The organism is Mesorhizobium sp. M0571, from assembly GCF_040320985.1.
In the GTDB taxonomy this organism is placed as follows: Bacteria; Pseudomonadota; Alphaproteobacteria; order Rhizobiales; family Rhizobiaceae; genus Mesorhizobium.
On sequence record NZ_JAMYQT010000024.1, the window covers coordinates 66637 to 87218 of the forward strand.

Genomic DNA, 20582 nt, shown 5'->3' on the forward strand with positions numbered 1-20582 from the left:
GCCATCTTGTGATTGCTTGCGGGGCTTGCCCTGGGCTAAGAGCAGTGGCTCTAGCGATGCTATCGCGCACGTCCATTCACGAAATCAGCGACCGGCCCGCCAGGTGCCGAACGGAGGCGAGATCATGCTTCAGAAAACCAGCCATTTCATGCGGCAGGCCAATCTCATCAATGGCGAATGGGTGCAGGCCGATTCAGGCCAGACCGTCGACGTCAACAATCCTGCCACCGGCCTCAAGATCGGTACCGTGCCGAAATCGGGCAAGGCCGAGACCCGCCGCGCCATCGAAGCCGCCGACGCTGCCTTCAAGACATGGCGTAAGACCACCGCGCTCGAACGCTCGAAGCTGTTGCGCAAGCTGCACGACGCGATGATGGACAATCAGGACGTGCTGGCCGAACTGCTGACCATCGAGCAGGGCAAGTCGCTGCTCGAATCGAAGGGCGAGATCGGCTCGGCCGCGTCGTACATTTTATGGTTCGCCGAGGAAGGCCGCCGCACCTATGGCGATGTCGTGCCGTCACCCTGGGCCGACCGTCGTATCCTGGTGACCAAGGAGCCGGTCGGCGTCATCGCCGCCATCACGCCGTGGAATTTCCCGTCCTCGATGCTGGCCCGCAAGCTCGGCCCGGCACTTGCCGCCGGCTGCACCGCCGTGGTCAAGCCTGCGTCGCAGACGCCTTATTCCGGCCTTGCCTGGGGTGCGCTTGCCGAGGAAGTCGGCTTCCCCAAAGGCGTGATCAATATCCTGACCGGCGCCGCCGGTGAGATCGGCGACGAGATCTGTGCCAACCCGCTGGTCAAGAAGATCACCTTCACCGGCTCGACCGAGGTCGGCAAGATCCTGATCCAGAAGTCGTCGGTCACCGTGAAAAAAGTGTCGATGGAGCTCGGCGGCAACGCGCCGTTCATCGTCTTCGACGACGCCGATCTCGAGCGAGCCGTCGCCGGCGCCATCACCGCCAAATACCGCAATTCCGGCCAGACCTGCGTCTGCACCAACCGCTTCCTGGTGCAGGCCGGCATCTATGACCAGTTCGTCGAAAAGCTGGCTACTGCGAGCAACGGGCTGAAGGTCGGTTCCGGCCTCGAGGACGGTGTCCAGCAGGGACCGCTGATCGATGAGAAGGCGGTGGAGAAGGTCGAGGAGCTGATTGCCGACGCTACCGCCAAGGGCGGCAAGGTCGTCGCCGGCGGCAAGCGCCACGCGCTCGGCGGCTCGTTCTTCCAGCCGACGGTGATCGCCAATGCGACGCCGAAGATGCGCTTCATGAAGGAAGAAATCTTCGGCCCGGTAGCGCCGGTATTCAAGTTCGAGACCGAGGAAGAGGCCGTAGCACTCGCCAACGACACCGAGTTCGGCCTGGCCTGCTATTTCTACACCGGCGATCTCGGCCGCGCCTTCCGGGTCATGGAAGGGCTGAAATACGGCATGGTCGGCGTCAATGAAGGGCTCATCACCACCCCTGAAGCGCCGTTCGGCGGCGTCAAGGAATCGGGCCTCGGCAAGGAAGGCGGCCATCAGGGCATCGAGGATTATCTCGACACCAAATATGTCTGCATCGGCGGACTTGGTCTCTAGAAGCCTGATGCGGTAATACCGAAAACGATCCTGGGCCGCTTCGAAAGGCCAGGCTGGCATCGATCAATGAACTTGCGAGCATGGCAATGAAGGACGGCGAGGTTTTCGGCACGACGCAGGCGGGCGAGGCCGTCCGCCGCTTCACCATCCGTGGCGGCGGCCTCACCGCCAACATCATCGGGCTGGGTGCGATTATCCAGGATTTGCGCCTGGCCGGGCACGATGCGCCGCTGGTGCTCGGTTATGACCGTTTCGAGCATTATGAGATGGATACCGCCTTCTTCGGCACTGTCGTCGGGCGCTATGCCAACCGTATCCGCGACGGCCGCTTCACGCTTGCCGGCAAACGCTATCAGACCGAGCGCAATTTCCTCGAAAAGCACACGCTGCATGGCGGTTCGCAAGGTTTTTCGCGCCGGGCCTGGGCGGTTTCGCTGCACGGCAGAGATTTTGTCACGCTGACCCTGCACGACCCGGACGGCACGATGGGCTTTCCCGGCGCGCTGGACGTGACCTGCACCTACCGGCTGAAGATCCCCGGCACGCTCAGCATCGAACTGACCGCCACCTGCGAGGAGCCGACGCTCTGCAACCTCACCCAACATTCCTATTTCAACCTGGATGATGGCGGCGCCGGCGACATTCTCGACCACCGGCTGATGCTGAATGCCGGCGCCTATCTGCCGGTCGACGCCGATCTGATCCCGACAGGCACGGTCAAGCCGGTCGACGGCACACCCTTCGATTTTCGCCAGGCGCGGCCGCTGCGCATGGAGACCGAGGGCGAACAGCTCCCCTACGACCAGAATTTCTGCCTCGCCTCGACGCGCGGGCCGCTGAAGCAGGCATCATGGGCGCAAGGCGCGAATTCCGGCGTCGAGATGGAGCTCTGGACCACCGAGCCGGGCGTCCAGCTCTATACCGGCCAGTATCTGGCACCGTCCTCACCCGGATTGGGCGGGCGCCAGTACAGGGCGTTTTCGGGCTTCTGCCTGGAGCCGCAAATCTGGCCGGATGCGCCCAACCGGCCGTATTTCCCGCAAGCCACGCTGTGGCCGGGCCAGATCTACCATCACGTGACGGAATACCGGTTCAGGCTGCCTTAGGGCTGGAGTGCCCCTGCCGAAGCGTACGACTCGAGCGTCGCAAACACGCCCAATGCAGCGCCCTCGGGATTCTTGGTCGGTGGCAGAGCTTCAGCTATCCGGCGCACCAAGGTCGTCTCAGAACCGGCTGGAGCGTTCTTCCGGCTGAGGCGACTTCAAGCCCTGGCAGGAGCATTCCGGATTAGCGGGAAGTCGCGCTGCGGTATCCAGCGCGACCCGCGAGGCTGTCATGGAGAGATTGGGCAGCACGTCCTCCTGCAGCAATTTCTGGCGGTTGCGATCCATATAGTCGTTGAAGCCCGCCGTCACGAACGCGCAAGGCACGAAACACGCGCCGATCTCGCGCGACAAGGTCGCCTCAGGAGCGATGGAATGGTTGAGTACATCCGCCCCCATGCCCCGATACGCCAAGGCTTCGGCAGGCGTTGTCAGTCGGGGCCCATAACAATGGGCAGCCACCAACTGCTGTTCGATGCCGTAAACGCGGCATTCGGCTGGCCAATGACGGCGGGCCGTTTCGACCAGAACCGCCGCACATCTTGGACACACGATTTGCTTGCCCGAACAGTCAAAGCTCTGGCGGTCAGGAAGCAGTGAAAAGGGGGTCTGCGTCAGTTCGATGATATCGGCGGTCACCACCATATCGCCAGGCTGGATCGCCTTGTTGACGGCGCCTACAGTCGAGCAGGCGAGAACTTGCCGTACACCCGCCCGCATCAATACCCAGAACGCGCGGCGATGGCAGGAATGGTCGATATGGTCGCGGGGATTGCCGTGCGAATACATGCACAGCGCGCGCTTCGCTCTCCCTTCGGCTGTGATCGACGCATCGAACTCGAGCAGCTTCCAGTTGTCGGTACGACCGAAAGGCGTTTCAAAACTCATGTCGCGCCGCAACGTGCGCACGCCATGGAATGCGACATCTTCCGGGAAGGCAAGCCCCCAGTTTGCCGACCCGGTGATGATGGCCAACCCTACCTGAGGGATGTTCGTCGAATGATCCGTCAAATCGTCGGCTGCGTGGTGATTGGAGGGCATGTTTCCAGTCTCGGTCAGGGCTTTTGGCGAAGGGTCACAATCAGAACGACGGCCACGACGATGACGGTCCATAATGTCGAGATCGCCGCAATGGTCGGATCGATCTGATCGCGCAGCGACAGGAACATAAGCTTTGGCATCGTGCTGTTGCGACCACTTGCGATGAAGATCGAAATCACAGACTCGTCGAGCGAAGTCAGGAACGCCATCAATGTCGCCGACAGCAAGCTGATCCGAAGTTGCGGAACAATTATTCCGCCAATGGCTCTGGCCCAGTTTGCACCGAGGCTGCGCGCCGCCTGAACCTGGTTCCAGTCAAAACGGGCCAACGCGGGCAATAACACAATGCACGCGACCGGAATGGCCAGCACCACATGTCCGACCAGCACACCGAATAACGTTCCGATCAGATGTTGTGCGGCCAACACAAAGAAGAGACCGATCGCAAGCAGGATTCCTGGAGTGATCGAGGGGGTTAGCAGGACGCTCTGGATGGCCGCAGCGGCCTTTCCGCCCAGCCGATTCATTGAAATGCAGGCGAGCAGCGCAAAAGGCACCGCGATCAACGCCGTCAATGTCCCAAGGATCAAACTCGTTCTGAGCGCACCCATCCACGTTGCCGAGCCGAAGAAGTTCTCGTACCAGCGCAACGAGTAGGCGTGCGGCGGAAACTCGAGGAGATTCGACGCCGAAAAGGAAAGCGGCACCACCACGAGCGTCGGCAACATCAGAAATGCCATGACAACAGCGGCAAAGCTCCAGAGCAAAATGCGGGCGAGCCTGTTTTGCGGATAGGTTTCAAGCATGGGAGGCTTCCACGGTGTTCTGGGCCACCAGGCGGCGTGCCGCCAGCAACATCACACCGATCAGTGCCATAAGAACGAGGAGCAGAATGCCCAGGACGCTCGCCGACCCCCAGTCCTGAAAGGTCGATAGTGTACGCTCGATCCGGGTAGAGAGAGGATTTACCTTGCCGCCGCCAAGCACCGCCGGCGTGATGAAAAAGCCTATGGCGTAGATGAGGACGATGATCGAACCCGAGAAAATGCCGCCCGCCGAGAGCGGCATAATGACTGTGCGGATGACCTGCCTGAGAGTGGCTCCCATGCTCGCTGCCGCGCGAATGAGATTTGGGTCGATATCGCGCATCGCAGCATAAACAGGCAGCAGAAAGAGTGGCAGCATGTAGTGCACCATGCCGATGAGCGTTCCCGTGAAGTTGTAGACGAGCGATAATGGCTCCGCCGTCAGGCCTGAACCGGTCAACGCCGCGTTGATCAGGCCATCGCGCCGCAAGAGCACTAGCCAACCATAGGTACGCACCAGAATAGAGGTCCACAGCGGCAGCATGACGAACGCCATGAGCACGTTGGCCACCCTTGGTCTGACGCTGGCCAGAGCCAGCGCCAGAGGGGTGCCGAGAAGAATGCAGGCCGCCAGCGTACCCAAGGATAGTTCGAGGGTCGTGACGAGCGCCGACCATGTCAGTCCGCTCGAAAGGACCTTCTGGTAGTTGCCGACGGTGTACTCACCCCCGGTGGTCAGGAAGGATTGCCGGATGATCCAAAGGATGGGCAGTATCGCCGCGAGTCCAACGATGAACAGCGCCGGGAGCGAAAGTGAAAGAAAAAACCGCCGCTCGCGCCGCGCATCCGCCGCGAGCGCCGGGTCCCGGACGACGGTCACGCCATCGCTCCCGGTATCGCGTGAACCTTCGCTGCCGGTGCATATGCGGTCATCCGCTGACCGGCGGCAAGCTCGGCGCAGCCGCCGGCCAGCGCTGCCGGAATGCAGACAAGAACCTCTTGCCCGCCGTCAAGCGCCAGCGTCAAAAGCCAGTTCTCGCCGCGGAACGCTTTGGCGCGCAGTATTCCTTCGAGAGCCACTCCGTCTCCCCCGACGAGCTTCGCATCAAGATGGAAGCTTTCGGCGCGGATCATCAGGGTTTCGCGTGATGCTTCGGCGCCATCGATTCTGCGCGCCGAGCCTGGCGCCACAATGTTAGCCTCGCCCATGAACTCCGCGACGAAGCGGGTCGATGGACGATCATAAATCCGCTGCGGCGTATCTATCTGCTGGATGCGGCCAGAGTTCATCACCGCAATCCGGTCAGACATAATCAACGCTTCGCGCTGGTCGTGGGTCACATAGATTGTGGTGATCCTTAGATGGTCATGCAGACGCCGGATCTCATACTGCATGGTCTCGCGCAGATTCTTGTCGAGCGCCGACAGCGGCTCGTCCATCAACATCACGCGCGGTTCGAAGACGATAGCCCGCGCCAATGCCACCCGTTGACGTTGGCCGCCGGATAGTGCGGCAACATTGCGCTCCGCCAGGCCATCCAGCTTCACGCGGGCCAAGGTGTCAAGGGCCCGCTGACGCGCCTCCGCTCTCGGTACCTTGCGCAGCACCAGCGGATACGCGACATTCGCCAGGACGTTCATGTGCGGAAACAGGGCGTAATTCTGGAATACTATGCCGATGTCTCGTTTGTTGGGCGGCAGGCGGGTGATGTCTCGATCGCCCAAGAGAAGTTTACCGGAATCCGGCCGGACAAAACCGGCCAGAGCCATGAGTAACGTGGTCTTGCCAGATCCCGATGGCCCTAACAGCGTGAGGAATTCGCCAGCCTGAATGTCGAGCGAAACATCATCCAGTGCGACGTAGGACCCGTAAGCCTTGTGCACGCTTTCGATGGTGATCGCGAGCGACTTCATCATGTGCTCCAGCCTTAAAGCGCGTCGCGTTCGACCGGCCTCACGCGACACGCTTTAGGTTCTTGTTTTCATGCATGTCGTTGTCGCAAAAGCGCTGCACACTTTTGCGCGACATGCATTAGAGCTGAGAGTCAGCGGGCCATCATTTCATCGAAGGCTCTTTGGGCGGCCTCGCCGTTCTTGACCCACCATTCTGAATTCGAAAACACCGAAGTGCCAGCATTTTCAGGCGCGGTCGCAAGTGTCTTCAGACGGTCCTCGGGAATAAGGCCACCCTCATATGCCGCAGGATTGACTGGGCCATAGGCAATGAAATCGGTCAGCTTCGCAACGCGCGCGGGCTGCGTCATCGCTGCGATGAGCTTCATCGCGGCTTCCTTGTTCGGCGCTCCCTTCGGCACCCCAAGACAGTCCGTGCCGATGACCGAACCCTTGAACGTGTAGTCAGCCGCGCCGCCATCTGCTTTCACGGTTTGGGCGCGTCCGTTCCAGGTAATGACCAAATCCGCCTCACCGTCTTTCAGCAACTGCGCGGACTGGGCGCCCGAGGTCCACCAGACGGCGACATTTGGTTTGATCGCTTCAAGCCGCTTGATGGCGCGCTCTAGCCCTTCCGGGGTGCTGAGCACGGAATAGACGTCCGCCGGTGCCACGCCATCGGAGAGAAGCGCGATCTCGATCGAGTCTTGCGCATTGGCGCGCAACGCGCGACGGCCAGAAAATTTGGCAACATCCCAGAATTCCGCCCACGTCTTCGGCGGGTTCTCGCCATAGGTCTTGGTGTTCCACGACATGACGGTGCCATAGGAATCGAACGGATAGCAGTAGTCGGACTTTGCACCCTCCGGCACGGATTTCGGATCGATGATCTTGTAGTCGAGCGGCTCCAGCAGCGATTGTGCGGCAGCCTGGGCCCCTTCCGGCGAACCCAGGTGGACGATGTCGGTCGTGACTGCACCCGAGGTAACCTGCATCTTCAGGGCGGCCAGGCCGTCGCTCTGCGTCTCCTCGCGGACATCATAGCCAAGCTCTTTTGCAGCCGGCCCCCACATGGCCTCCTTGATGGCGTTGCCATAATCGCCACCTGCGGTCGTGATGGTGACCGTCTGCGCATGGACGGGCAGGGCAGCCGAGATTGCGAATGCTGTTAAGGAAATGCGTAGCCAGGACATAGGTTCTCCTCCCCAAATTTTAGGAATATCGCTTGAAAGAGCCATTATTTTGTAATCGTAACGTTACGATTGCATCTGAATACGCTAGAGTCAAGCTGCTTCCCATGGGAGTTTGGATTGACCGGGATGTCGAATTCGGTAACGCTATGGCGGTCAGCAAATCAGCCGGCGCTTTCGCAAATGAAGTCGGGCGAACAATGGCCAATCTAAAGCAGATCGCCGCGGAACTTTCCCTGTCGGTGACCACGGTGTCCCGCGCTCTGAAGGATGGGCCGGAAGTGCAGCCCTCGACCATAGCCCGCGTCAAGGAGGCGGCTAAGCGGGTCGGCTATTTACCAAATCATCATGGTCGCGCGCTCAAAACCGGTCGAACGCAGACGCTGACGGCGGTACTCCCGATGGAGACACGAGACCATCTGTCCGATCTGTTGAAGCTTCCTTTAATCGAAGGCATGACGCTGGCGGCGCGGCAAGCCGGCTATAGTCTGTCCATCTATTCCACCACTCCCGACGACGATCCCGTTGAGAGTGTGCAGCGGCAGCTTCAGGCGCGCAGCGCAGACGGCCTGGTCATCACGCGCCTGGTGTCGGCTGATCCGCGCGTCAAGCTGCTGCTGGATCAACGCATGCCATTCGTCGCGTTTGGAAGAACCGACCTGGATGTCGCGTATCCCTATGTCGATGTAGACAATGAACAGATTGCCTACGAGGCGACCCGGCGGCTCATGGATAAGGGCTGTCGACGCATTGCGCTGCAACTTCTCGTTCCGGAGGACCAGGCGAGTGCCATGCGTCTTTCCGGGTATGGAAGGGCAATGGCCGAGGCCGGTATTCCGATCGACCAATCGCTGATCGGTCATGGCATGTTCACCATGGAATCGAGCGCAGGCTGGTTCGATCGCTTGCTGGCGTCATCAGATCCGCCAACGGGCTTGGCGTGCGCCAACGAACTGGGCCTTCTGGGAGCGTTGCACGCTCTCGGCAAGCGGGGTCTTACACCAGGCCGCGATGTTCACATCGTCACCCGTGACAGCACGCGGCTGGCACGCTTCCTGCCCGCAAAGATCGGAGTTCATTCCGTGGATATGACGGGTGTTGGACGCAAACTTATCGAAGTCCTGGAGAGCCGGATCATCAATCCGCTTGGGCCGGTGGAGACAGTCTTGGTGCAAGGCAGATTCGAGCCGGCCGAATAATCCGGGCTGCCCTCAGGAGGCCACCTCGTCTTGAACCGCCCGGATCATCGCCTTTGCGGCATCTGCTCCCGCCGCTAGGATACGATCCGACAATTCCGTTCCTTTCACGGCGCGCGCGAGTTGAAGCGCGCCGATGAGCGTTGCAAACATGCCCAACGCAGCGCCCTCGGGATCCTCGGTCGGCGGCAGAGCTTCGGCGATCTGGCGCACCAGGGATTGAACGCGCTCGGCATAGAGGGCCCGCGTTTCAGGCGGCTGCCGCGCTATTTCCGGCAACAACGCGGCCGAAGCGCAGCCCTTTCCAGGATTGTCCCGGTGCTCGGCCGATAGATATGCCCCTATGGCCATTTCCGGGCCGCCGGCGGCCAACGCTTCCTGCACTTGATGCGACTGCGCGTCCAGGGCCGCCGCCACGCTTTCACGGACGAGCTCCGCCTTGGACTGGAAGTGCGGATAGAAGGCGCCGTTCGTCAGCCCGGCGTCGCTCATGATGGTTGCCAGCCCGGACGCCGCGATGCCGTCAGATCGAAAACGTTCGGCGGCGACCTCCATGATCCGGCTGCGTGACGCGTCCTTTCGCCCCTTTTCGTAGCGCATATCTTTCTTTCCTGTCCTGCTATTGCATTATGCTCATAATCTGATATTACGACCATAATTCAATTCGTGGAAATAAGCTAGACCTCTCGAACCTGGAACATCAAAATGAATGGGAATTCTGAAAAAACCGCAATCGTGACCGGAGCCTCCTCGGGCATCGGCCGCGCCAGCGCCGAGGCCTTGGCGCGGGCGGGGTTCACTGTCTTCGGGACAAGTCGCCGCAAGACCAGTAATGGCCCGAATGGAGTGACCATGCTGGCATGCGACGTGACCGATGATGCGGCCGTCAATGCGCTCGTTGCCACCGTGCTGGCGCAGACCGGCCGGATCGACCTCCTGGTCAACAATGCCGGTGTCGGTCTGCTAGGAGGCGCCGAGGAATCCTCGGTCGCACAGGTACAAGCCCTGTTCGACGTCAATCTGTTCGGCGTCATCCGCATGACCAATGCGATATTGCCGTCGATGCGGCGGCGCGGCCAAGGGCGCATCATCAATATCGGCTCCATTCTGGGATTGGTACCCGCGCCATACTCAGCTCATTACTCGGCAGTCAAGCACGCGCTCGAAGGCTATTCTGAATCGCTCGACCACGAGGTGCGCGCCTTCAACGTCCGCGTCTCTGTCATCGAGCCGGCATTCGTCCGCACCGTCTTCGACCAGAACGGCATCGAGCCGGATTCGCTGTTGAAGGAATACGATCGGGCTCGAGCCGGGTTCAAGGCGCTGCTGGGCGATGTGATGCCCAAAGCCGATCGGCCGGAAGTGGTGGCGGATGTGGTCGTCAAGGCGGCGACCGATGCCAGTCCGCGACGGCGTTATACCGCCGGCAAGGCAGCGCGCCAGGTCAGCCTGTTGCGCCGCTTTGCCCCCGCGGGGATTTTCGACAAGAGCCTGCGCAAGCAGTTCCGCTTGCCGGTCTGAACAACAGCGAGCCAGCGGATTTCACGCACATGCGACTAGCAACCACAACGCATTTGGTCAGGCCCTACGAGACGGAGGCGCCAAGCATGACACATACATCCAATCGATCGCCGCGTTCGGCGGCATTGTTCCAGGACGCGCCAACGCGCTCGGTCGATGTCGGCGGCACAGCCTTTGCCTACCGGGAACTCGGGCCCAGAACGGGCGTGCCGGTGGTCCTGCTCAACCATCTGGCTGCTCAGCTGGACAATTTTGATCCGCGCATCGTCGATGGCCTCGCTGCGACCCGGCGGGTGATTGCCTTCGACAATCGTGGCATCGGCGCTTCGGGTGGCAAGACTCCGTCGACCATTTCCGGCATGGCACGGGATGCGGTCGCCTTCATCCGGGCGCTGGGGTTCGAAGAAGTCGACCTCTTCGGCTTTTCACTCGGCGGTTTCGTGGCGCAGCAGATTGTGCTGACTGAGCCTGAGCTTGTGCGCAAACTCATACTGGCTGGCACAGGCCCGGCCGGTGGCGAAGGGATCGAGAAGGTGACGCCGCTGACGATCGTGGACATGATCAAGGGCGCGCTGACTTTGCGGGATCCGAAATACTATCTCTTCTTCACAAGGACGCCGAATGGGCGCCGCGCCGCAAACGCATTTCTGCAACGGCTGAAAGAGCGCCGGACCAACCGGGACAAGGCGGTATCGCTGAGCGCGTTCGGCGCGCAACTCAAGGCGATCAAGGCCTATGGACTGCAGGCGCCGCAAGATCTGAGCGCCATCCGCATTCCCACTTTGGTTGCGAACGGCGACCAGGACAGGATGGTGCCGAGCAGCAATACCTACGATCTCGCCGGGCGTATCCCGGGGGCGCATCTGGTTATCTACCCGGATGCCGGGCATGGCGGGGTCTTTCAGAACCATGCCGATTTTGTCCCGAAAGCCCTGTCCTTCCTCGAGGACTGAGGCCTTTCCGCAGGGCGGCTATGCAGCTGAAAACGTTCGGCTTGTTTCGTCCCGGAACACCAACAGACATTTTTAGAAAGTAACTGCCATGAAGGCATTCGTTGTCGATAAGCATAATAAAAAGGGCATTCTGCGGCTGGCCGAGATGCCGGAGCCGGAGCTCCAGGACAGCGATGTCCTGGTCGAGGTCCATGCCGCAGGGGTGAACCTGCTCGATTCCAAGATCAGAACCGGAGAATTCAAGCTCATCCTGCCTTATCGCCGACCCTTCATCCTGGGCCACGACGTGGCTGGGAAGGTTATCCGCGTGGGATCGAAAGTCCGCAAGTTCAAAGGCGGCGACGATGTTTATGCGCGGCCGCGCGATGGCCGGATTGGGACATTCGCCGAATTCATCGCCGTGAACGAAGCCGACGTGGCCTTGAAGCCTGAGAATCTCAGCATGGAGGAGGCGGCCTCGATTCCCCTGGTCGGTCTGACCGCCTGGCAGACGCTCATTGAAAGGGCAAACCTGAAGAAGGGACAGAAGGTCTTCATTCAGGCTGGTTCCGGCGGCGTGGGAACATTCGCCATTCAGTTGGCCAAGCACCTCGGCGCGACCATTGCGACAACGGCGAGCGCAGCGAGTGCCGATCTGGTCAAAGGTCTCGGCGCCGATGTTGTCGTCGACTACAGGAAAGATGACTTCGAGAAAGTTCTGTCGGGCTACGATGTCGTCTTGAACAGTCAGGACGCCAAAACACTCGAAAAATCCCTGAGCGTGCTGAAACCGGGTGGGAAGCTCATCTCCATCTCCGGTCCACCGGATCCCGAGTTTGCCAGGGAAAAGGGACTGAATTTAATGCTGAGGCTGGTGCTGCGCTTTCTGAGCCGCGGTATCCGGGCCAAATCCAAGCGCCGTGGCGTGAGGTTTTCGTTCCTTTTCATGTGGGCGCAGGGTATCAGCTGAGCAAGATCACCTCCCTCATCGAATCCGGCGCGATCCGCCCGGTTGTGGATCGGGTCTTTCCATTCGAAGCGACCAATGAGGCTCTGGCTTATGTCGAAACAGGACGCGCCAAGGGCAAGGTCGTCATCAAGGTCAGATAGCAATTCCTTCGAAAGCTGCCCTCAACGTCTCGAACGGCGCCAGGGCGCCGCGCACCTGCACGACGGCGGCGGCGACGCGATGGGCACGCTGCACCGCTTCTTCCGGGGCATGGCCGGCAAGGCGGGCGGCGAGATAGGCGCCGTTGAAGGAATCGCCGGCGCCGGTGGTGTCGAGGGGGGCGGCGACATGCACCGCCTGCACCGATTGCAAGCTGCCGTTCCGGGCGATCAGCGCCGGTTCCTCGCCGTTCTTGACGACGACTTCGCCGGCCAGCTTTCGCAGCCGTTCGGCGGTTGCGTGCGGTGCTGCGTCCCCGAACAGCATCTGCTCGTCGGGAAAAGTCGGCAGCGCGATGTCGGCGACGGCAAGCGCCTCGAGCATGGCGGCCTGCGCTTCCTCGTGTTGGCGCCACAGCCGCGGCCGGTAATTGGGATCGAAGGCGATCAGCGACCCGGCCGCCCGCGCTTTGGCCACGGCCGTCAGCAATGTCTTGCGCGCATTGTCGTCGAGGATTGCCAAGGTTATACCGGAAAAATAGACAAGCGCTTGGTTTTCAAGGCTTTTCGCCAAAGCGGCTGGGTCCGAAGCGAGCTGCCTCGCGGCTGCATCGGCGCGCCAATAGGTGAATGAGCGTTCGGCGCCGGTCAGCGTGATTGCGTAGAGGCCGGGGCGGGCGCCCGGTATGACCGGGCTGGCGCCGATGCCAATGCCGTTTTCAGCAAGGAATTTGATCTGGTCGCGCGAGAACGGGTCGTCGCCGAACGCCGATACATAGGTCGCCGGCCGCTCGCCGCTCAAGGCATGCAGCGCCCACAAGGTATTGAACGTGTCGCCGGCAAAGCCCATGCGCCAGTTCGGCCCGGCCTGGCCCGAAAGCTCGAGCATGCACTCGCCGATCGAGGCGACGCCATTTCCTGCCATGAAGTTCTCCTCCATCCCTGCGATTGCGGTGCTGTAGCTTTTTGCGATCGGCAGCGCCATGCTTGGCGCTGGCGGATTCTTGCGCTGGGCGCGATTTCCCACAGGGGCGTGGGACGCGATCCGCTCAGCGAAACGTTATTCGCAGAACAGGAATGGGTTTGGCATCGTTATGGCGTTATCTTCTTGGAGGCCTCGGCCTGGCTGCCTTGCTCGCCGGCGTGCTGGCCGTCGTCTATCTGACGGCGCCGCATGCGCCGCAGCGCAGCTCGGACGTAGGCCGTTCCAAGACGACGGCGAACAAGCTGTTCGTGGCGACTTTCGAGCCCGAGAAGGGCGTCATTCGGCAGGGCGAACTGGAATCCTGGCTGCTGACACTGAAAACCGTCGAGGGTGCGCCGGTGGAAGGTGCTGCAATCACGATTTCCGGCGGCATGCCGCAGCACAAGCACGGTCTGCCGACCAGCCCGCAGGCTACCGATTACCTCGGCGAGGGACGCTATCGCATCGACGGGGTGAAATTCACGATGAGCGGATGGTGGCAGCTGCACTTTGCCATCTCGGCCGCGGCCGGTTCGGACACGGTCGTCTTCAACGTGGTGCTGTGAGCCACAGATGAGCCAGCTTTCCAGTCTTCTCGCGTTGGTGATGGTGGCGGTGCTCGTCGGCTGCGGCAGGCCGGAATTTTCCGACGCCGAAAAGCAGACCATCGCCTCGCTGGCGCTGTCGAGACTGCCGTCGCTGAAGCCGGACACCACCAATCGCTTCGCCGATGTGCCGGCAGCCGCCGCACTTGGCTCGACGCTGTTTTTCGACACGGGGATGAGCGGCGACGGCACCGTATCCTGCTCGACCTGCCACAAGATCGACCGGCAGTTCCAGGACGACCTGCCGCAAGCCGTCGGCGTCGGCCGCACCAACCGGCGCACCATGCCGCTGGCCGGCGTCGCGCATGATCCCTGGTTCTTCTGGGACGGGCGGCGCGACAGCCTGTGGGCGCAGGCGCTGACCCCGCTCGAAAATCCGCTGGAGCAGGCTGGCAACCGCGCCGCCTTCGCGCATTACATCAAGGCCCGCTTCGGCGAGCGCTACGAGCGTATCTTCGGGGCGCTGCCCGACCTTTCCGGCGTGCCGGCCAATGCCAGTCCGCTCGGTACCGATGCCGAGAAGGCGGCCTGGAATGCCATGCCGGAGGCGCAGGCCGAGGAGGTCAATCACGTCTTCGCCAATATCGGCAAGGCGATCGCCGCCTTCGAGCGCTCGATCGCGCCGCCGCAGACGCGCTTTGACCGCTTTGCCATTGATCTGGTGGCGGGCGCCAAGCCGAAAGGCGACGCCGCCTTTTCGCCAGACGAAATCCTCGGCCTGAAATTGTTCATCGGCAAGGCCAATTGCGTGACGTGCCATAACGGCCCGCGTTTTGCCGACGGCAGTTTTCACAACACCGGCGTGCCGCCGGTCGCGGGTCTGCCGCCGGATCGCGGCCGCGTCGACGCGGTGGCGCAGGTCGAGGCCGATCCGTTCAACTGTTTCGGCGCCTTTCGCGACGGCGACGCCGATGCCTGCCGCGAGCTGCGCTTCATGGTCAAGGCCGGGCCGGAACTCGTCCGCGCCTATAAGACGCCGTCGCTGCGGGGTGCCGCCACCCGGCCGCCCTATATGCATGCCGGGCAGTTTTCCTCGCTGGACGAGGTCGTGGCGCATTATTCGAAGGCGCCGGCGAGTGTCGAAGGCGTGTCCGAAGTCCACCCCCTGCAGCTTTCGCATCGTGAGCGGGCGGCGCTGGTTGCGTTCCTGAAGACGCTGGCGGAGTGAGGTTTGGACTTGTCTGCGGCAAGCAGTTTCTAGGCCGCCAAAGCAACGATGTAGACGATTGTTGACACGATGCAGCGTCGCTGATCATGATAACCAAGGCGCAAAGTGCGATCCCTCAGGTGTGGGAGGATGAAATGCAGCCACTTGTCATCGACGCAAAGCCTCAACCTGTTTCAGTTGACCCCGCCAAGACTGCAGTTCTCGTCGTGGACATGCAGAATGACTTCGGCTCGAAAGGTGGGATGTTCGACAGAGCCGGCATCGACATTTCCGGGATTCAACGGGCTGTCCGCCCTACTGCAAGTGTAATAGCGGCCGCTCGCAAATCGAGACTGCCCGTCATCTATCTGAAGATGGGATATCATTCTGACCTTTCGGATCTCGGGACATCGGATGCCCCCAATCGTGTCCGACATCTCCAGATCTTTGGCGTCGGTGAGAACATGACAGCGCCGGATGGCAGCGAGAGCCGGATTCTGATCCGTGACACTTGGGGAACAGATATCGTCAATGACCTGAAGCCGGAGGCAGGGGATGTCGTCCTCTACAAAACCCGGTTCAGCGGTTTCTACGAGACCGAACTCGATGCGGTCCTGAAGACCGCAGGCGTCAAACACCTGATCGTGACAGGGTGCACGACCAGCGTTTGTGTAGAGTCGACCATTCGGGATGCCTTTTTCAGGGATTATCACTGCATATTGCTGACGGACTGCACCAGCGAGCCCATCGCGTCGGATGCTCCCAGGAGCAATCATGACGCCTCGATAACGCTCGTGCAGACGCTCTTTGGATGGACGTCGGCGTCCGACCATTTCCTGAGGGCGATCGAGGAGCAATTTCAGGAGCGCCTTCAACGAGCCGGATAAACTGGCGAAGCCATTGAGCGGCTAGCGATCCTTCACCGTCTCCATGGCGACGAAGGTCGAGGTCTGGGCGACGTGCGGCAAAGCGGAGATGCGCTCGCCGAGCACGCGGCGGTAGGCGGCGATGTCGGTGGTGCGGACCTTCAGCAGATAGTCGAAGCTCGACGCCATCATGTGGCACTGCTCGATCTCCGGCACCGCCTGCACGGCGCGGTTGAAGGCGTCGAGCGCGGCCGAGCGGGTGTCGGACAGTTTCACCTGGACGAAGGCGACATGGCCTTCGCCCATGCGCTCGCGGTCGATGATCGCCTGGTAGCCCCTGATAAAGCCGTCCTTCTCCAACCGCTTCACCCGCGCCTGCACCGGCGTCTTCGACAGGCCGACTCTTGCCGCCAGTTCCGACATGGAAAGCCGGCCATTGCTACCCAACGCCGACAGGATGTTCCTGTCGATGCGGTCCAATTGGTCTTCTGTCATCAGATTTCCAGTCAAATCGGAGATAAACTGGCCAAATAGTAGATCAATCGACCTGTCCTGTCGATTTCTTTGGACCGACCGAAATCCCTACTTATGTTAGCTTGCGCCATTCGGTCCGGTGACCGCCGGCCCGCTCCCGTACGCTCGTTCTACAGGACCGCCATGCCAGCGCTCGACGCCATCCGCCAGCAGATCCGTGCCAACTATTTGCCTGACGAGGACCAGTCGGTGAAGCGGCTGGCCGAGGCAGCCGGGCTGTCCGTGCAAGACCGCAAGGCGATTTCGGCCCGTGCCGCCGATCTGGTGCGGGCGGTGCGCGGCTCGTCCGATCCGCGGCTGATGGAAGTGTTCCTGTCGGCCTACGGCCTCTCGACCAAGGAGGGCGTGGCGCTGATGTGCCTGGCCGAAGCGCTGCTGCGGGTGCCCGACACAGAGACGATGGACGACCTCATCGCCGACAAGATCGCGCCGCACGACTGGTCGGCGCATTCGGGCGGCTCGAGCTCGATCTTCATCAATGCGTCGACCTGGGCGCTGATGCTGACCGGCCGCGTGCTTGATGAAGGCGAGGGCGGCATCGAAAGCACGCTGCGCGCCATGGTGCGCCGGCTGGGCGAGCCGGTCATCCGCAAGGCAGTCGCCGCCGCCATGCGCGAAATGGGCGAGCAATTCGTGATCGGCCGCACGATCGCCGAGGCCGTCAGGCGCGGCCGGCCGATGACGCAGAAGGGCTATCTCTATTCCTTCGATATGCTGGGCGAGGCGGCCCGCACCGAGGCCGACGCATTGCGCTACCTCAAGGCCTATGCCGACGCCATCTCCTCGCTCGATGCCGGCGCCAACGGCCCCGACATCCGCCAGAACCATGGCATCTCGGTCAAGCTGTCGGCGCTGCATCCGCGCTATGAGGTGACGCAGAAGGAAACGATGCTGCCTGTCATGGCCGAGCGGCTGTTGTCGCTGGCGCTGGCGGCGCGCCATTCGCGCATGGGGCTCAACATCGACGCCGAGGAGGCCGACCGCCTCGATTTGTCGCTCGACGTGATCGAGCGGGTGCTGGCCGAGCCGGAGCTTGCCGGCTGGAACGGCTTTGGCGTCGTCGTGCAGGCCTACGGGCCGCGCGCCGCCTTCGTCATCGACTGGCTCTATGCGCTGGCCAGGAAATACGACCGCACGATCATGGTGCGGCTGGTCAAGGGCGCCTATTGGGACACCGAGATCAAGCGGGCGCAGACGCTCGGGCTCGACGGCTATCCGGTCTTTACCCGCAAGGCCAACACCGACGTGTCCTACCTGGCCTGCGCCAAGAAGCTGTTGTCGATGACCGACCGCATCTATCCGCAGTTCGCTACCCACAACGCCCACACCGTCGCCGCCATCCTGTCGATGACGACGGACCGCGATACATTCGAGTTCCAGCGGCTGCATGGCATGGGCGAGGCGCTGCATGAGACGGTGCGGCGGGCCGAAGGCACGCGCTGCCGCATCTACGCGCCGGTCGGCGCGCATTCCGACCTGCTTGCCTACCTGGTCCGCCGGCTGCTCGAAAACGGCGCCAATTCCTCTTTCGTCCACCAGCTTACCGATGAGGAGGTCGAGCCCGAGGACATTGCCCGCGACCCGCTCGAAACGGTGGAGAAACAAGGCCCCGCCGCCAATCCGGCGATCGTTCCGCCGTCGGCGATCTTTGGCCCCAGCCGACGCAATTCCAAGGGCTTCGATATCACCGACACGCTGACGCTGGCTGCGATCGACAAGGCCAGGGCTGAGTTCGCCGGCCCGGACCGCTGGCACGCCAAGCCGATCAGCCGCGCGGCGGGCTATGGCAAGCAGCGTCCGGTCGTCAACCCGGCGAGGCCTTCGGAAGTGGTCGGCACGGTCAGCGAGGCCGGCGCCAAGCAGGTCGGGACAGCCGTGCGCTTCGCTGTTGAGGCACAGCCGGCATGGGCAAGGCGCCCGGTCGCCGAGCGCGCCGCCATCCTCAACCGCGCCGCCGATCTCTACGAGGCGAACGCCGTCGAGTTCTTTGCGCTTGCCGCCCGCGAGGCCGGCAAATCGCTGGCCGACGGCGTCGCCGAGGTGCGCGAGGCGGTCGACTTCCTGCGCTACTATGCTGCCGAGGCAGCCAATGCCGAAGTGGGAACGGAGGCGCGCGGCGCCATCGCCTGCATCTCGCCGTGGAACTTTCCGCTGGCCATCTTCACCGGCCAGATTGCGGCGGCACTCGTCACCGGCAATTCGGTCATCGCCAAACCTGCCGAGCAGACACCGCTGATCGCCTTCCGCGCCGTCGAACTGCTGCGCCAGGCCGGCGTGCCAGAAGACGTCATCCAGCTTCTGCCCGGCGACGGTCCCTCGGTCGGCGGCCCGCTGACCGCCGATCCACGCATTGCCGGCGTCTGCTTCACCGGCTCGACCGAGGTCGCCAAGCTGATCGAAAAGCAGCTGGCCGAGACTGCAACGCCCGATGCCATGCTGATCGCCGAGACCGGCGGCCTCAACGCCATGATCGTCGATTCCACCGCATTGCCCGAACAGGCGGTGCGCGACATCCTCGCCTCCGCCTTCCAGAGCGCCGGCCAGCGCTGCTCGGCCTTGCGCATTCTCTACGTGCAGAAGGACGTCGAGAAGAAGATGCTGGCGATGCTGAAGGGGGCGATGGAAGCGCTCAGCCTCGGCGATCCGTGGCGGATCTCGACCGATGTCGGCCCGGTCATCGACGACGAGGCGCAAGCGTCGATTCGCGACTATTGCACGAAAATGGGCCTGCAGGGCCGGCTGATCGCCAAGCTCGAAGCGCCGAAGGATGGCCGCTTCGTCGCCCCGCACGTCTTTCGGGTCAAGGGCATCGAAGAGTTGGAGCGCGAGGTGTTCGGCCCGGTGCTGCATGTCGCCACCTTCGATGCCGACGAGATCGATGCAGTGATCGCCGCGATCAATCGCAAGGGCTACGGCCTGACCTTCGGCCTGCACACCCGCATCGAAGGCCGCGCCCAGCATTTCGTCGACGGCATCCATGCCGGCAACATCTACGTCAACCGCAACCAGATCGGCGCCGTCGTCGGCGCGCAGCCGTTCGGCGGCGAGGGGCTTTCCGGCACCGGGCCGAAGGCCGGCGGACCGCATTATCTCAGGCGCTTCCGCAAGGGGCCGGAGGCCGGCACCCATCTTGCCGAAGGCCGCAAGGTGACGGCGACCGAGCTTGCCGACAATCTGCCGGATCCGGCGTTTGGCGGCTGGTCGATGCGGCCGGACCGCGTCGCCATCCTGAGAAAGCATCTGCGCGGCAAGGGTGCCGCGGCCATCGGCGCTGCCGCCGGCATCGATTTCGGCCAGGTCGACCTGCCCGGGCCGACCGGCGAGGCCAACACGCTGTCGCTGTCGCCGCGCGGACGTGTGCTCTGCCTCGGTCCCGACGCGGATACGCTGCTTGCCCAGACGATCCAGGCGCTGGCCGCCGGCAATGCCGTGCTTGCCGTCGCACCCGGCGCGCCGGCGGCACTGTCGGCGCTGACCGGCAAGGGCCTGCCGCTGGCGGCGATCGACGGCCGTCCGGACCCGGTCGAAGCGCGCTCGCTGCGGGTCGATGTCGTTGCCTTTTCCGGTACGCCCGAGGCCGCGCGCATCGTGCGCAAGGTCATCGCTGACCGCGCCGGCCCGATCGTGCCGCTGGTCAGCGAAGTGCTCAATCCGGCAGCCTACGCCCATGAGCGCGCCGTCTGCGTCGACACCACGGCGGCGGGCGGCAATGCCAGCCTGCTGGCCGCGGCATAAGCTTAGCTACGCGCCTTCGACGACTGAAAAGCCCTCGAACTGCGGATGGCCGAGATAGTGCACCTTGCTGGACCCGGCATTGCGATGCGCGGCGCGGAAATTCTCGGATTTGGTCCATGCGACGAAATCTTCGTAGCTCGCCCACACCGTATGCGAGGCGAACAGCGTGTAGCCCTCGGCCTCGTTGGCCGGGCCGCGCAGCAAATGAAATTCCTTGAAACCCCTCATCTGCGAAAGGCTGGAGTCACGGTTCTTCCAGACCGCCTCAAAGGCGCCCTCGGAGCCGTTCTGCACCTTGAAGCGGTTCATGACTATGTACATTGGCTGTCCTTTCAGAAATGACGCCCGCAAAATCAGCCT

18 protein-coding genes and 1 pseudogene are annotated in these 20582 nt (G+C 62.4%); 10 read left to right on the forward strand and 9 right to left on the reverse strand.

What is annotated here, in order from left to right; all coding sequences use genetic code 11:
• Positions 1–124: 124 nt before the first annotated feature.
• Together NKI85_RS24945 and NKI85_RS24950 are read left to right on the forward strand one after the other, a co-directional pair.
• Positions 125–1582 (forward strand): NAD-dependent succinate-semialdehyde dehydrogenase, encoded by a 1458-nt coding sequence (locus NKI85_RS24945; RefSeq protein WP_352778538.1) that lies wholly within the window; start codon positions 125–127, stop codon positions 1580–1582.
• Between the two features lie 80 nt (positions 1583–1662).
• The gene (locus NKI85_RS24950; protein WP_352778541.1) at positions 1663–2688 is read left to right on the forward strand and encodes an aldose epimerase family protein; all 1026 of its coding nucleotides are present in this window, start codon (positions 1663–1665) and stop codon (positions 2686–2688) included.
• Positions 2689–2805: 117 nt separating this feature from the next.
• Here the strand turns inward: NKI85_RS24950 and NKI85_RS24955 are convergent, their stop codons facing one another.
• The 5 genes from NKI85_RS24955 to NKI85_RS24975 all read right to left on the reverse strand — a co-directional run bounded on the left by NKI85_RS24955 (position 2806) and on the right by NKI85_RS24975 (position 7618).
• Positions 2806–3726, reverse strand: coding sequence for a phosphorylase family protein (locus NKI85_RS24955; protein ID WP_352778543.1), 921 nt, complete (start codon positions 3724–3726; stop codon positions 2806–2808).
• Positions 3727–3740: 14 nt separating this feature from the next.
• Positions 3741–4532, reverse strand: coding sequence for an ABC transporter permease (locus NKI85_RS24960; protein ID WP_352778545.1), 792 nt, complete (start codon positions 4530–4532; stop codon positions 3741–3743).
• On the reverse strand, positions 4525–5412 hold the full coding sequence (locus NKI85_RS24965; RefSeq protein WP_352778547.1) for an ABC transporter permease: 888 nt from the start codon (positions 5410–5412) through the stop codon (positions 4525–4527). The genes NKI85_RS24960 and NKI85_RS24965 overlap by 8 nt, the downstream gene beginning before the upstream one ends.
• Positions 5409–6446: an ABC transporter ATP-binding protein gene (locus NKI85_RS24970; RefSeq protein WP_352778590.1), complete on the reverse strand. Its 1038-nt coding sequence runs from the start codon at positions 6444–6446 to the stop codon at positions 5409–5411. The genes NKI85_RS24965 and NKI85_RS24970 overlap by 4 nt, the downstream gene beginning before the upstream one ends.
• Before the next feature lie 131 nt (positions 6447–6577).
• A complete protein-coding gene (locus tag NKI85_RS24975; protein WP_352778550.1) occupies positions 6578–7618 on the reverse strand; it encodes an ABC transporter substrate-binding protein in 1041 nt (346 codons plus the stop codon).
• Positions 7619–7650: 32 nt separating this feature from the next.
• Between NKI85_RS24975 and NKI85_RS24980 the strand changes: the two genes are divergently transcribed.
• Positions 7651–8814: a LacI family DNA-binding transcriptional regulator gene (locus tag NKI85_RS24980; RefSeq protein WP_352778552.1), complete on the forward strand. Its 1164-nt coding sequence runs from the start codon at positions 7651–7653 to the stop codon at positions 8812–8814.
• Positions 8815–8826: 12 nt separating this feature from the next.
• Here the strand turns inward: NKI85_RS24980 and NKI85_RS24985 are convergent, their stop codons facing one another.
• Positions 8827–9411 carry a TetR/AcrR family transcriptional regulator gene (locus NKI85_RS24985; RefSeq protein ID WP_352529743.1) on the reverse strand — a complete coding sequence of 195 codons (585 nt, stop codon included), beginning with the start codon at positions 9409–9411 and terminating at the stop codon, positions 8827–8829.
• A gap of 105 nt (positions 9412–9516) precedes the next feature.
• Between NKI85_RS24985 and NKI85_RS24990 the strand changes: the two genes are divergently transcribed.
• The 3 genes and pseudogenes from NKI85_RS24990 to NKI85_RS25000 all read left to right on the forward strand — a co-directional run bounded on the left by NKI85_RS24990 (position 9517) and on the right by NKI85_RS25000 (position 12374).
• Positions 9517–10332: an oxidoreductase gene (locus NKI85_RS24990; protein WP_352529741.1), complete on the forward strand. Its 816-nt coding sequence runs from the start codon at positions 9517–9519 to the stop codon at positions 10330–10332.
• Between the two features lie 86 nt (positions 10333–10418).
• Positions 10419–11285, forward strand: coding sequence for an alpha/beta fold hydrolase (locus tag NKI85_RS24995; RefSeq protein ID WP_352778554.1), 867 nt, complete (start codon positions 10419–10421; stop codon positions 11283–11285).
• An 88-nt stretch (positions 11286–11373) separates the two neighbouring features.
• Positions 11374–12374: pseudogene (locus NKI85_RS25000) on the forward strand (NADP-dependent oxidoreductase).
• Here the strand turns inward: NKI85_RS25000 and NKI85_RS25005 are convergent.
• On the reverse strand, positions 12367–13296 hold the full coding sequence (locus tag NKI85_RS25005; RefSeq protein WP_352529735.1) for a sugar kinase: 930 nt from the start codon (positions 13294–13296) through the stop codon (positions 12367–12369). The pseudogene NKI85_RS25000 and the gene NKI85_RS25005 sit on opposite strands and share 8 nt — an antisense overlap.
• 158 nt (positions 13297–13454) lie before the next feature.
• Here NKI85_RS25005 and NKI85_RS25010 point away from each other — a divergent pair, with 158 nt between their 5' ends.
• From NKI85_RS25010 to NKI85_RS25020, 3 genes are all read left to right on the forward strand, one after another.
• Positions 13455–13901 carry a FixH family protein gene (locus NKI85_RS25010; protein ID WP_352778592.1) on the forward strand — a complete coding sequence of 149 codons (447 nt, stop codon included), beginning with the start codon at positions 13455–13457 and terminating at the stop codon, positions 13899–13901.
• Positions 13902–13908: 7 nt separating this feature from the next.
• Complete coding sequence (locus tag NKI85_RS25015; protein ID WP_352778557.1) at positions 13909–15108, forward strand: cytochrome-c peroxidase; 1200 nt, start codon at positions 13909–13911, stop codon at positions 15106–15108.
• 134 nt (positions 15109–15242) lie between these two features.
• Entirely contained in the window at positions 15243–15974 is a 732-nt protein-coding gene (locus NKI85_RS25020) for a cysteine hydrolase family protein (protein ID WP_352778559.1), read from the forward strand.
• A 21-nt stretch (positions 15975–15995) separates the two neighbouring features.
• Here the strand turns inward: NKI85_RS25020 and NKI85_RS25025 are convergent, their stop codons facing one another.
• Complete coding sequence (locus NKI85_RS25025) at positions 15996–16448, reverse strand: Lrp/AsnC family transcriptional regulator (RefSeq protein WP_352778561.1); 453 nt, start codon at positions 16446–16448, stop codon at positions 15996–15998.
• Between the two features lie 162 nt (positions 16449–16610).
• Here NKI85_RS25025 and putA point away from each other — a divergent pair, with 162 nt between their 5' ends.
• Entirely contained in the window at positions 16611–20222 is a 3612-nt protein-coding gene (gene putA / locus NKI85_RS25030; RefSeq protein WP_352778563.1) for a bifunctional proline dehydrogenase/L-glutamate gamma-semialdehyde dehydrogenase PutA, read from the forward strand.
• A gap of 6 nt (positions 20223–20228) precedes the next feature.
• Here the strand turns inward: putA and hmuQ are convergent, their stop codons facing one another.
• Positions 20229–20543, reverse strand: a complete 315-nt coding sequence (hmuQ, locus tag NKI85_RS25035; protein WP_352778566.1) for a heme-degrading protein HmuQ — start codon at positions 20541–20543, stop codon at positions 20229–20231.
• Between the last annotated feature and the right edge of the window lie 39 nt (positions 20544–20582).